Consider the following 12,700-nt stretch of genomic DNA (forward strand, 5'->3'; position numbering starts at 1 on the left):
TTGCATGGTCTCTGAGTCTTCTCACACTGATATACTGCTTTTACCGGTTCAGGATCTCCATAAATTCTTCCCCTGTGATTGTCTCCTTCTCGAGAAGATATCCGGCAAGTTCGTTTAATTTTGCTGCATGGTCTCTTAAAATTCCCATTGCCTTCTCGTACTGTGCCTTCACGGTAGCGATCACCTCGTCATCGATGGCTTTCGCTGTCTCCGGTGAGCATGCGAGGGAGGTGTCTCCGCCAAGGTACTGGTTCGTCACGGTCTCAAGGGCAACCATACCGAACTGGTCGCTCATACCGTAGCGGGTCACCATAGCGCGGGCAAGCTTTGTGGCCTGCTCGATATCGTTGGAGGCACCGGTCGTGATAGAGTGGAACATAAATTCCTCCGCCGCACGGCCGCCGGTCAGGGTTGCGATCTTGTTAAGTGCCTCCTCCTTACTCATAAGAAGGCGCTCGCCATCCTCCACCTGCATCGTATAGCCGAGAGCACCCGATGTTCTCGGAATAATTGTGATCTTGTGGACCGGAGCGGAATTGCTCTGGCACGCTGCAACGAGGGCGTGGCCGATCTCGTGGTAAGCGACGATCCGGCGTTCATTTTCAGAAACGGACGCATTTTTCTTCTGGTAACCGGCAATAACGGTCTCAACGCTCTCCTCCAGATCAGCCTGGGATACAACGCGGCGTCCCATGCGGACGGCACGGAGCGCGCCCTCGTTGATAATGTTCGCAAGCTCGGCACCGCTGGCTCCGACAGTTGCTCTCGCGATGGCGTTAAAATCAACGGACTCATCCATCTTGACATCTTTTCCATGTACCCGCAGGATCGCCTCACGGCCTTTGAGATCCGGAAGTTCCACCGGAATTCTTCTGTCGAAACGGCCTGGTCTTAAAAGAGCCTTATCAAGGGTCTCCGGACGGTTTGTAGCCGCCAGGATCACAACACCCTTTCGTCCGTCGAATCCGTCCATCTCTGTAAGGAGCTGATTTAAGGTCTGCTCACGCTCATCGTTTCCGCCCATGCCGCTTCCGTCACGCTTTTTACCGATGGTATCGATCTCATCGATAAAGACGATACACGGAGCTTTCTCATTTGCCTGTTTGAAGAGGTCCCGGACCTTCGCGGCACCCATGCCGACGAACATCTCCACGAACTCAGAACCGGAGATCGAGAAGAACGGGACATGCGCCTCACCGGCAACTGCTTTTGCGAGCAACGTCTTACCTGTTCCAGGAGGGCCCACGAGAAGCGCTCCCTTCGGAAGTGTCGCACCGATATCGGCATATTTCTTCGGATCATGAAGGAAATCAACGATCTCCTTTAATGCGTCTTTCGCCTCTTCCTCTCCGGCAACATCCGCAAATGTCACGCCGGTCTCGCTCTCCGCATAGATCTTCGCATTCGATTTTCCGAACGTCATCGCGTTTCCGCCCATCCGCTTTGCCATACTGCGGCTTAAGATCTGTCCGATCGCGATCATGATCACAAACGGAAGGATCCAGTTGGTGAAGAACGACATGATCGCAGATTCCTTCTGCGGGATCACCTTATCAAAGGAAACTCCCTTGCTGTACAGACGCTCCGTAAGATCCGGATCGTCCCAGAGACCTGTCTTGTAGATCTGCTCTTTTCCGCTGCTGTCCTTTGTAACGAATACAATCTCACCGTTTGCGTCATCCTTCTCAACCTGTTTGACCTGTCCATTATCGACCATGGTCAGGAACTCATTATAGCCAACTTCCTTTACCTGCTGCTTCAGCGCAGACGGGAATACGATTCCGTTCAGGAGAACCGTCATCACAAGGATCATAATCATATAATAGAAGAATCCCTTGAACGTATTCAGGTTGTTCGGGTCCGGCTTTTTTCCGCCGTCTTTTGTACCCATATGTTTTCCTCCTTAAATAGTCTGTCCTGCATCCGTCCTTATCGCCAAAAAATATATCGGACCGCGGACAGGAATTTCTGCCTTTTCACATGCTGTTATCAACGGATCATGTGTCACAAATGACACCCTGTCATCTTGTGTGATTTTTATCCTATCTCAGGCAGCCCTGAAAGTCAATGGAATTTATGGAAGTTTCTGAAATATTATATTTTTTTTAGAAATTCTTTTGTCATTTTTTCATGGAGCGGAATTCAAAAAATCAGCTTGACAAACACTCTTTTCCGTACTATGATACCCATAACAAAACAAGAAAAACCGTTGAGAAAGAGGAGTACATTTTCGATCGTGTTTTCACAGAGAGCTGCAGGCGGTGGGATTGCAGTATGGCACTGGAAATGGAATGGACTTTCGAGGGCAGTCCTGAATTTGAGTATGGACTGACGGCTACCGCAGTCGTTAAAAGAGCGGCGTATATGTTGGTATACGAGAAAAGCGGACCGAAAGGTCAAGTTGAGTGGCACCGCGGATATGAAATTCGTCTCAAGCATCAGATTTTAAATCGATATCTGATCCTTGGGATTTTTTTATACCTAAAAGGCCTGCCGACGGCAGCTCCCTACAGATGTATGGCAGCAAAAATACATGCTCTGTACAAGATATCCCACACCACGGCACCTTCGCTCCACACCTCCAACAACTACTGGACCGCATGACCGGATCGGAAAGACCCGGAATGCAGTTACGAATCATCTCAATTAAAAAGTAGAAGAGGAGAACAAAATTATGAAAAAATCGATCAAAGCAATCATCGCAGCAACATTCACCGCAGCACTTCTCGCAGGCTGCTCTTCAAACACAGCTTCCACAACGACTGCCGCTGAGACGACAGCTGCCGAGACAACAACTGCCGAAGCAACAACTGCAGGATCCGCAGACGCAGCGGATACCACTCTCGCAGACGGCTCCTACACGATCGGCATCAACCAGTTCGCAGTTCACGGATCTCTCGACAACTGCCGGGAAGGTTTCATCGAAGGTCTCGCCGAGAACGGATTCGTGGAAGGCAAAAATCTTACCGTATTAGAAGAAAACGCACAGGCTGACCCAGGGTTAGCAGCACAGATCAGTACAAACTTCGCAGGACAGAACGTGGATCTCATCTGCGCGATCGCGACACCGAGCGCACAGAGCGCATACAGCGTCGGCAGAAAGAATGATATTCCGGTCATCTATACAGCAGTTACCGATCCGGTCGCAGCAGAACTTGCAAACGCAGACGGAACACCGGTCGGCGAAGTGACAGGAACAAGTGATAAGCTTCCGGTTGAACAGCAGCTCGAAATGATCCGCGCGATCCTTCCGGATGCGAAGAAGATCGGTATCATGTATACAACAAGCGAAGTAAACTCCGCTTCCACACTCGCAGAGTATAAGGAAAAAGCTGCTGATTACGGTTTCGAGATCGTTGAGTCCGGCGTTTCCTCCACAGCAGACATCCCGCTGGCAGCTGACAGCCTCTTAGAACAGGTTGACTGCTTAAACAACTTAACGGACAACACCGTCGTTGCTTCTCTTCCGCTGATCCTTTCCAAAGCAAACGCAAAGAACATCCCGGTATTCGGAAGTGAGATCGAACAGGTCAAGATCGGCTGCCTCGCTGCAATGGGTCTCGATTATGTTGATCTTGGAAAGCAGACAGGACGCATGGCTGCCGAAGTCTTAAAGGGCGAGAAAAAAGCAAGCGAACTGAACTTTGAAGTCATCGAGGAAGCAGCTTTCTACGGAAACTCCAAAGTCGCTGAGGATCTCGGGATCACATTCCCGGAGGACCTCTCCAAGAATGCAAAAGAATTATTCACTGAGATCACCCAGTAATAATTCAAACAGACACAATGTCAGGAAGTCCGGCAAAGCATTTCATCCGCTTTGCCGGACTTTGCACCAGAATGTAACTGTAAAAGTAACTGTTCAGCAGGGCTGAACACCCACTGCAATAACCGCGATAAAATACAGGTTATTGATTTTCGGAGGATAACATGGCAATCTTATTAGGAATCTTTGAGGAAGGGCTGATCTACGCGATCATGGCCCTGGGCGTATACATCACCTACAAGATCCTGGACTTTCCGGATCTTTCGGTCGATGGAACATTTCCCCTGGGCGCAGCGCTGACCGCAGGGCTGATCGTGAAAGGCATTTCCCCGGTGTGGGCATTACCGCTCTCTTTCTTCGCAGGCGTGCTCGCCGGATGCGTGACCGGCTTTATTCATGTAAAATGCAAGGTCCGCGATCTGTTTTCTGGTATCATTGTCATGACCGCTCTCTACTCCGTAAATCTCCGGATCGCCGGAATGAAAGCCAATCTCCCGTTCCTGTCCCAGGATACGATCTTCGACAATGAATGGACGAGAAACAGCCTGCCGGCATCCGTGAGACCGTACATCGTTGTGATCATTCTTTCAGTGATCGCCCTGATCTGCAAATTCGTCCTCGACTGGTACTTAAACACGAGATCCGGATATCTGCTCCGGGCAGCCGGAGACAATGACGCTCTCGTAACCTCTCTCGCGGAGGACAAAGGCCGCGTGAAGATCATCGGTCTTGCGATCGCGAACGGCTTCGCAGCTCTCGCCGGAGGAGTTCTTGCTCAGAAGCAGGCCTTCTTCGATATCTCCATCGGAACCGGAACCATGGTCTTCGGTCTCGCAAGCGTCATCCTCGGAACCCAGCTGTTCCATCGCTTCGGAAAATTAAAAGCGACCACCGCGGTCATCGCAGGCGCGATCCTCTACAAGGCATGCGTCGCTTTCGTCATTTCCATGCGCATCGTAAAAGCAACTGACCTGAAACTGATCACTGCGGCGATCCTTCTTCTGATCCTGATCATCAGTGATTCCATGAAGAGAAAGGGGGCACATCATGCTTGAATTAAAGAACATCAATAAATATTACAATGCAGGCACCGTGAACGAAATGTGCCTCTTTAAGGATTTCAACCTGAGCATCGCCGACGGCGAGTTCGTCTCCGTAATCGGCAGCAATGGATCCGGAAAGACTTCCATGTTAAACCTGATCTGCGGCAGCATTCCGGTCGACTCCGGAACGATCACGATGGGCGGAGTCGATATCACAAAGATGCCGGAGTACAAGCGCCAGCGCCGCATCGGCCGCGTCTACCAGCACCCGGCAATGGGAACCTGCCCGAACATGACGATTCTGGAGAATATGGCACTCGCCGATAATAAAGGAAAACCATTTAACCTGCTGCCTGGGACAAACAAGTCCCGCATCGATTTCTACCGCGACCAGTTAAAGATCTTAGGACTCGGTCTTGAGGATAAGATGGGCGTGAAGGTCGGCGTTCTCTCCGGCGGCCAGCGCCAGGCGATGGCACTTTTGATGTCCACGATGACCCCGATCGAATTTCTGATCCTCGATGAGCACACTGCAGCCCTCGACCCGAAGACCGCCGACATCATCATGGAACTCACAGGAAAGATCGTTGCGGAGAAACACCTGACAACGATCATGGTCACCCACAATCTCCGCTTCGCAGTCGAGTACGGCGACCGTCTCCTGATGATGCACCAGGGACATGCGGTCATGGACAAAAAGGGCGAGGAAAAGGCGAACACGAAAGTGGATGATATCCTCGACATGTTCAACGCGATCAGTATCGAGTGCGGAAACTGATCGGGAAATATCAAAAATCCATTCCAAATCGGCTTCACCGATGGGATTTTTGCCTTCAGGCCTGTGTTTTATTACGGTCAGCGCAGCAAGTGCGCAGACCTACTGACCAGTTACAAAGTATCAGTAAAATCCAGTTACAATACACACACTGAAAATCCCCACACACGGTAACGAAAAAGAGCGATGAACTCCGGGATCCGACATCAGATTCCAGAACTCATCGCTCTTTTTACTTTATAACTGTTCCTGTGCTTTTCTCAGCTTCTCGAGAATCCCAGCGTCTTCTCCAGCTCTTTCTTAAACGCCAGCACATCCACGGCAAGTTCCGCGATCCGGGCATCCGTCATCCGGCTCACCGGTGCAGAGATGCTCAGGGCGTAGACCGGTTCTTTATGGTAATCCGGAATGCTGACCGCGATGCAGCGGACGCCTTCCTCATTCTCCTCATCATCCATCGCATATCCGACCTTCCGCACTGTCCCGATCCGTTCCATGAGATCCTGAAACTTTGTTACAGTGTACGGTGTCAGGGACACGATCTCTGAGCTGTTCCAGATCTCTCTGATCTCCGGATCCGGCAGCTCCGCGAGCAGCGCTTTGCCGACGCCGGAGCAGTACAGGGGGATCCGGCTTCCGACTCTCGATACCATCCGGATCGAGCTGACGTTGGATTCCACTTTATCGATATACACGGCCTCCGTTCCCTCTCTGCGGACGAGATGGACCGTCTCTCCGGTCTGCTCCGACAGTTTCTTCAGTGACGGATGAACCAGAGAAGCCATGTTCGTCTGTTCCAGGATCTTGCCTCCGATCTCCAGGAACTTCAGAGACAGCGCGTATTTCAGGGATTCCTCGTCCTGCCGGATATAGCCCATATACTGGAGGGAAGTCACGAGCCGGTGCGTCGTGCTCTTATGGAATCCGAGCTGCGCGCTCAGATCCATGATCCCCATCGGACCATTCTCCGCCAGACACTCGATCACCTGGAACAGGCGCTCTGCGACCTGGATCGGATTTTTTCCTGTTTCTTCCATTCTTTCTGTTCTCCTATCTACCCCGACAGTTCAGTTTTCTGTCAGGTATTTACACGCTTCCCCGTAACTGTTCAGTAGCTACCACAACGGTATCATACGGAATTTTCAGTTCAGAAAATTCCTATCCGTGAAAAGTAACGTTCAGTACCCTCACAGTTACGATTTTTCTTAATAAGACTCTGTGTCCGGAACCCGGTCTGAAAAATGACCAACGGATCCCGAGCACCGGCCCGTCATTTATATGAATCGTGTTTTCTTTGTCATTTCCACGAACTCTCTGTTCGTTCTTGTTCGTGCGAACATGTCCAGGATCTTCTCCACGGACTCCTCCGCTTTCATGGAGTTTGTCGCCTTGCGGACGATATCCACAGCTTCCGCCTCCTCGCTTGTGAGCAGGAGATCGTCGCGGCGTGTACCGGACTTTAAGATATCGATTGCCGGGAAGATCCGCTTCTCGGAGAGCTTGCGGTCGAGTACAAGCTCCATATTGCCGGTACCTTTAAATTCCTCGTAGATAACGTCATCCATACGGCTTCCGGTATCGACAAGTGCGGTTGCAAGGATCGTCAGGCTTCCGCCCTCTCTCATATTTCTCGCTGCTCCGAAGAAACGCTTCGGCATGTGGAGTGCCGCCGGATCAAGACCACCCGAAAGAGTACGTCCGCTCGGCGGAACGACCAGGTTGTAGGCTCTTGCAAGTCTTGTGATACTGTCTAAGAGGATCATGACATCACGTCCATGCTCTACCAGACGTCTCGCGCGCTCGATGACCATCTCAGAGACACGTTTGTGGCGCTCCGGGAGCTCATCAAACGTAGAGTAGATGACTTCCACGTTCGGTCCCACAACGGATTCCTTAATGTCTGTAACCTCCTCCGGGCGCTCATCGATCAGAAGAATGATCATATGCATATCCGGATAGTTGGTCGTAACTGCTTTTGCAACCTGTTTTAATAAGGTTGTCTTACCTGCTTTCGGCGGGGATACAATCAGACCTCGCTGGCCTTTACCGATCGGAGCAAGGAGGTCCATGACTCTCATCGCTGTCGTATTTTTTCCACCTCTGACTTCCAGATTCAGTCTCTGGTTCGGGAAGATCGGGGTCAGATCCTCAAAGTTCGGGCGGTGCTCCACAACACTCGTCGGATAGCCGTTGATCGTCTTTACATAGAGAAGTGCCGCAAATTTCTCTGTCGCGGATTTCACTCTCCGGCTTCCGCGGATGATATCGCCGGTCTTCATGTTAAAGCGGCGGATCTGGGAAGGTGCCACATAGACATCGTTATCTCCCGGAAGAAAGTTCTCACAGCGGATAAATCCGAAGCCATCCGGCATGACCTCTAAAATTCCGTTTGCCTCGATCCCGCTGTCGAGATCCTGAAGATCTGCCTTCGGTTCCGCGGTATAACTCTGAGCACCCTGGTTTCTTGTCTGGTAACCAGTCTGATAGGTTCTTGAGCTCTCCTGAATTCCCTGGGCATCCGGCATGCCGCCCTGAGTCTGGCGGTCCTGATAGTTTCCCTGAGTCTGGGAATCCTGCGCAGATGACTGCCCCTGGTAAGCATTCTGACGGTCCTGGTAGCTGCTCTGGCGGTCCTGGTAACTGATCTGGCGATCCTGATGACCACTCTGACGGTCCTGATAGCTGCTCTGACGATCCTGGTAATTACTCTGGCGATCTCTGTAATTGTTCTGACGGCTCTGGTAGCTGCCCTGCCGGTCATTTCTCATCTGGCGCTCCCCACGCTCCTGACGGTCATTTCTCTCATATCGTTCCGCACGCTCGGTTTTCTCCGGACGCCCCGTGCGGTCCTGGAAGACCGCCGGTCTCTCCGATGCCATTTTCTCCTGTCCCGCACCTCCGGAAACATTTCCAGCAGCCGGCGCTTTCTCTTTCTGCGCTGCCGCCTGCATCGATGCTGCCGTATTCTCTCTATTTTCATTATTTTCTGCCGGTACTTTTGCGCCGCCGGCACTTTCCGCCGCCTCACAAAGGCGATCGATCAATTCTGCTTTTCTCAAGCCGCTGATATTCCTGATTCCCTGGCTCTTTGCCAGCTCTTTTAACTGGGTCAGCGGTAATGTTGCTAATTTTTCACGCATAATAATACTCCTTCATCCTTATTCCGGTTTTATCATCTCGTTGGGAATCAAAAAAGATCATAACAGCCTCCCCGTCTCCGGATCCGCTGCCTTGGAACCATTAGATTTGAAACTTTTCTCCGATCGGATCACCGCATTTCAGCGATATCGGAGGACTTTTTCGAAACTTCCCGGGAGCAAAGAAGCAAGTATCGTTTCCAATACTTTCCTCCCAGGCTGTTCTGATGAGTATATCTCATTATAACGCACACATAAAAAAATGGAAAGAGGAATTTTCAGTTCAGAAAATTCCTACCCGTGAAAAGCAGCTTCCCGCTTTATAAACTCCATATGCTCCCTGATCTTCTTTTCATACCCATTCTCCGACGGCTCATAGAATCTCATTCCTTCCATCCCGTCCGGCAGATACTGTTGGGTGACATAATGATTCGGATAGTCATGTGCATATTTATAGCCGAGTCCATGTCCCAGCTTCTCCGCGCCTTTGTAGTGCTTATCCTGAAGATGCGCCGGAACCGGCATCGTCCGCATATTCGCTACAGCCTTCATCGCATTCTGGATCCCCACACAGGCCGCATTGCTCTTCGGAGCCGTCGCGACATAGGCGGCCGCCTGGGAGAGGATGATCTGGCTCTCCGGCATTCCGATCCGCTCCACCGCCTGCGCCGCGCTCACCGCGACCACAAGCGCATTCGGATCCGCATTTCCGACATCCTCGGAAGCGCAGATCATGATCCTGCGGGCAATAAACTTCACATCCTCACCTGCATACAGCATTCTGGCCAGGTAATAGACCGCCGCATCCGGGTCCGATCCACGCATGCTCTTGATGAATGCAGAGATCGTATCGTAGTGGTTATCCCCGTCATGATCGTAGCGAACCACCCGTTTCTGGATACATTCCGCCGCGACATCGATCGTGATATGGATCTTTCCGTCCTCCGACTTGTCCGTCGTGAGAATTCCGAGCTCGACCGCATTTAACGCCGCTCTCGCGTCCCCGTTTGCCACATCCGCAAGGAAATCCGCCGCCTCATCCGTGATATCGGCTCCATAAGTTCCCATTCCTTTTTCCGTATCATAGACAGCCCGGATTACCAGTTCCCGGATATCCTGCTTTTCCAGCGGTTTTAGCTCGAAGATCCTGGATCTGGAAAGAAGCGCGTTGTTCACCTCAAAATACGGATTCTCCGTCGTCGCTCCGATCAGCGTGATCGTCCCGTCCTCCACGAACGGCAGGAGATAATCCTGCTGCGACTTATTAAAGCGATGGATCTCATCCACGAAAAGGATCGTCTTCTGTCCGTACATGCCGATCGCATCCTTCGCATTTTTCACGATCTCTTCCATATCTTTTTTTCCGGCAACAGTGGCGTTGATCTGCTCAAAGCGCGCACTTGTCGTATGCGCGATCACCTTTGCGAGCGTCGTCTTTCCTGTTCCGGGCGGCCCGTAAAAGATCACCGATCCCAGCTTGTCCGCCTTGATCGCACGGTAAAGGAGTTTATCCTTTCCGATAATATGTTTCTGACCGACCACCTCGTCCAGAGTCGTCGGGCGCATTCTGGACGCGAGGGGCGATTCCTTCTCCATCGTATTTTGTCTCATATAATCAAATAAATCCATGAAAACTGCCTTTCCCGAATGTTTTAATCGACCATCAGTTCGTCTACTGTAACAAAAGTATACCCTTTCGCCGTAAGGTTGTCAATGATCCGGAGCGCAGCTTCCACGGATGTCCGGAACTCATCATGCATCAGGATGATGTCCCCGTCCTCCGTATCTTTTAAGACTTTTGCGGTCACTTTTTCCGTGTTCTTCAGACGCCAGTCGATGGAATCGACATCCCAGAATACCGGGATCATGTCCACCGCCTCCTCCAGCTTCGCATTCCAGCTTCCGTATGGCGGGCGGACGTACTCCGGCATGACTCCGGTCACTGCCCGGATCTTCTCCCCGGTTTCACAGATTTCTTTTTTGGCATCCGAAAGCGGTTCTTTCGTGAGATCCTTATGTGTCATACAATGGACACCGATCAGATGGCCATCCTCCGCCATCTGCTTTACGAGATCTTCCTTTCCGTCAATGCACTCGCCGACAAGAAAAAAGGATGCACGGATCCCGCGTTCCCTGAGACCGTCCAGGAGCGGCTTTGTGTATCTGGAATTCGGACCATCATCGAATGTGAGCGCCACGTATTTTCTCATATCGGTCTCCTTCTCCCGTACCATGTCCGATTTTCCCGCTGCAACTTCTCTCTCTTTTCTGCCGTTTCTTTTTTCCTGCTCCCCTGACTCCCTCTCTTCTTTATTTCTTTCATGATACACGTCTCCCTTAAAATCCTTTTCCGCACCTTCTCCTTTCCACATCCGCAAGGTCACGCCGCACAGGATCAGATCCACAACCAAAATTGTCAAAAACAGAATGATGTTCTGTCTGAATTTCATTAATACCTCCCGACCATCTGTTTTTCCATCTCATTTTTCATTGATCTGCCGTCTTAAAAAGAACGAATGAAATCCTCAAAATCCGCCGATATTGTGTAATATGGAATGTTCCATCCAGAAACTTTCTGCCTGCGGAGGAGGCAAACCATCCTCTTCTTTCTATAAATATATGCGCATGATCGTTTTCCTTTCCTCTCCCACCAGAAAATGCACATGACACCTCAAAACAGACAGAACCCCTGAAACAGCGATATTGGGGATCGTCTGCCTCAGGGGTTCTGCGCTCAATATGTATCATCTTTTCCCTTATGGGGATCACGGCCGGAAATGCGGATTTTTTCGCTGTGGCGAGGCAGCGGGCCCTTCGGCCTTCCATTTCTCCTGCGGGCATCCATTCCGCAGAAAAACCGGTCTTTATCACATCCACCACGATGTGAATCTATCAAAGTGGGGGAATCTGCAAATTCAGCCAGACAACTTTGCAACTTTCAAAAGCCGGACATCGTTGTCCAAGTGGGTGGGCTCGGGATCCCTGTGAGTGGATCCCGGGTCCGGAAAAGGATGGGTACAATAACTAAAAATTAGTTTGTTTATCTTCCTTTTTGTTTTTGTGTTTTTATTATAGGCCATACTTCATAGAATGTCAATCATTATTTCAAACTTTTTGTATGAAAAAATGTTATATAATTGACAAACAGTTTGTTATATGATATTCTGAGACCAGTTAAAAGTTTCAGAGGTTTGTTCGCCTCTGGTTTGTTAATATTTTCACGTAGTGTTCCGGCGGTGCATTTCGGGGGGAATGCCTGATCCGGTATCTGTCTCCATGGAGGTGCATTTATGGAAATTTCCAAGTATCTTGATTTCGACTTTTTGATCCGTTTTCTGGAAGGTCTCCAAAAATTTCTCGGTGAAAACAGTGAGATCTTAATTCACGACTACCGGAAAGGTTACGATCATACGATCGTCTATGCTTTAAACGCTGCGCTCAGCGGACGCGATGTCGGCGGTTCTCCGAAAGGGGGAATGATCACGCAGTTCGGAAAAGATATCGAACCTCTGAAGGACAGTCTCCAGACTTTCTCAAACGGTCAGAAAGATCAGTTTTACAAATCCTTCACGACCCTGATCCCGGATGAGAACGGCAAGATCATCGGAGCTGTCTGCGTAAATCTCGATGTCTCCGACTTTTTAAATGCCCAGCGTGCGCTCCATGCGTTCGTCCAGTATCCGATGACCCACCATGCGCCGATGAGTGACAAAGACGCGCTTGCGACCAAGAATGTGGACGATATCCTTCAGTACTATATGAATCAGGCGGAACTCCTCGTCGGAAAGCCGATGGGACTCATGAATAAAGAAGAAAAGATCCGCGCTCTGGACTATCTCGACCAGAAAGGTGTCTTCAAGATTTCCAAGACGAGCGTGCTCCTCTGTGAGACGCTGAAGGTTTCAAAATACACGCTTTATAATTATCTTGAGGAGGCGAGAAGCAGCCGAAATACTGCTGATGATTCACAGTAATTATTTCA

Annotated in this window: 9 protein-coding genes and 1 other annotated feature; of the genes, 4 read left to right on the forward strand and 5 right to left on the reverse strand. The window is 50.5% G+C overall.

Translation table 11 applies throughout. The annotated features are described in order from the left end of the window. Positions 1-40: 40 nt before the first annotated feature. A complete protein-coding gene (gene ftsH, locus FN001_RS11040; RefSeq protein ID WP_142411855.1) occupies positions 41-1,891 on the reverse strand; it encodes an ATP-dependent zinc metalloprotease FtsH in 1,851 nt (616 codons plus the stop codon). A 309-nt stretch (positions 1,892-2,200) separates the two neighbouring features. After that, positions 2,201-2,437 (forward strand) — a binding site (T-box leader). A gap of 237 nt (positions 2,438-2,674) precedes the next feature. Here ftsH and FN001_RS11050 point away from each other — a divergent pair. The 3 genes from FN001_RS11050 (at position 2,675) to FN001_RS11060 (ending at position 5,584) form a co-directional block, all read left to right on the forward strand. Next, the gene (locus FN001_RS11050) at positions 2,675-3,766 is read left to right on the forward strand and encodes an ABC transporter substrate-binding protein (protein ID WP_142411857.1); all 1,092 of its coding nucleotides are present in this window, start codon (positions 2,675-2,677) and stop codon (positions 3,764-3,766) included. Between the two features lie 161 nt (positions 3,767-3,927). Beyond that, positions 3,928-4,818, forward strand: a complete 891-nt coding sequence (locus FN001_RS11055; RefSeq protein ID WP_142411858.1) for an ABC transporter permease — start codon at positions 3,928-3,930, stop codon at positions 4,816-4,818. Further along, positions 4,811-5,584: an ABC transporter ATP-binding protein gene (locus FN001_RS11060; protein ID WP_118321706.1), complete on the forward strand. Its 774-nt coding sequence runs from the start codon at positions 4,811-4,813 to the stop codon at positions 5,582-5,584. The genes FN001_RS11055 and FN001_RS11060 overlap by 8 nt, the downstream gene beginning before the upstream one ends. Positions 5,585-5,841: 257 nt before the next feature. Here the strand turns inward: FN001_RS11060 and FN001_RS11065 are convergent, their stop codons facing one another. From FN001_RS11065 to FN001_RS11080, 4 genes are all read right to left on the reverse strand, one after another. Beyond that, the gene (locus FN001_RS11065) at positions 5,842-6,618 is read right to left on the reverse strand and encodes an IclR family transcriptional regulator (RefSeq protein WP_118297464.1); all 777 of its coding nucleotides are present in this window, start codon (positions 6,616-6,618) and stop codon (positions 5,842-5,844) included. 237 nt (positions 6,619-6,855) lie between these two features. Continuing rightward, on the reverse strand, positions 6,856-8,721 hold the full coding sequence (gene rho, locus FN001_RS11070; protein ID WP_142411859.1) for a transcription termination factor Rho: 1,866 nt from the start codon (positions 8,719-8,721) through the stop codon (positions 6,856-6,858). A 291-nt stretch (positions 8,722-9,012) separates the two neighbouring features. Next, positions 9,013-10,347, reverse strand: coding sequence for a replication-associated recombination protein A (locus tag FN001_RS11075; protein WP_118297466.1), 1,335 nt, complete (start codon positions 10,345-10,347; stop codon positions 9,013-9,015). Positions 10,348-10,370: 23 nt separating this feature from the next. Next, positions 10,371-11,168: a polysaccharide deacetylase family protein gene (locus FN001_RS11080; RefSeq protein WP_142411860.1), complete on the reverse strand. Its 798-nt coding sequence runs from the start codon at positions 11,166-11,168 to the stop codon at positions 10,371-10,373. A gap of 840 nt (positions 11,169-12,008) precedes the next feature. Between FN001_RS11080 and FN001_RS11085 the strand changes: the two genes are divergently transcribed. Next, the gene (locus tag FN001_RS11085; protein WP_142411861.1) at positions 12,009-12,692 is read left to right on the forward strand and encodes a helix-turn-helix transcriptional regulator; all 684 of its coding nucleotides are present in this window, start codon (positions 12,009-12,011) and stop codon (positions 12,690-12,692) included. Positions 12,693-12,700: the final 8 nt, after the last annotated feature.

This window comes from Clostridium sp. Marseille-P7770 (assembly GCF_902143525.1).
Lineage (GTDB): Bacteria > Bacillota > Clostridia > Lachnospirales > Lachnospiraceae > Pilosibacter.

Bases quoted from the DNA above. Each gene is read 5' to 3' on its own strand.
- ftsH (WP_142411855.1), bottom strand. From the start codon at position 1,891: ATGGGTACAAAAGACGGCGGAAAAAAGCCGGACCCGAACAACCTGAAT.
- FN001_RS11050 (WP_142411857.1), top strand. From the start codon at position 2,675: ATGAAAAAATCGATCAAAGCAATCATCGCAGCAACATTCACCGCAGCA.
- FN001_RS11055 (WP_142411858.1), top strand. From the start codon at position 3,928: ATGGCAATCTTATTAGGAATCTTTGAGGAAGGGCTGATCTACGCGATC.
- FN001_RS11060 (WP_118321706.1), top strand. From the start codon at position 4,811: ATGCTTGAATTAAAGAACATCAATAAATATTACAATGCAGGCACCGTG.
- FN001_RS11065 (WP_118297464.1), bottom strand. From the start codon at position 6,618: ATGGAAGAAACAGGAAAAAATCCGATCCAGGTCGCAGAGCGCCTGTTC.
- rho (WP_142411859.1), bottom strand. From the start codon at position 8,721: ATGCGTGAAAAATTAGCAACATTACCGCTGACCCAGTTAAAAGAGCTG.
- FN001_RS11075 (WP_118297466.1), bottom strand. From the start codon at position 10,347: ATGGATTTATTTGATTATATGAGACAAAATACGATGGAGAAGGAATCG.
- FN001_RS11080 (WP_142411860.1), bottom strand. From the start codon at position 11,168: ATGAAATTCAGACAGAACATCATTCTGTTTTTGACAATTTTGGTTGTG.
- FN001_RS11085 (WP_142411861.1), top strand. From the start codon at position 12,009: ATGGAAATTTCCAAGTATCTTGATTTCGACTTTTTGATCCGTTTTCTG.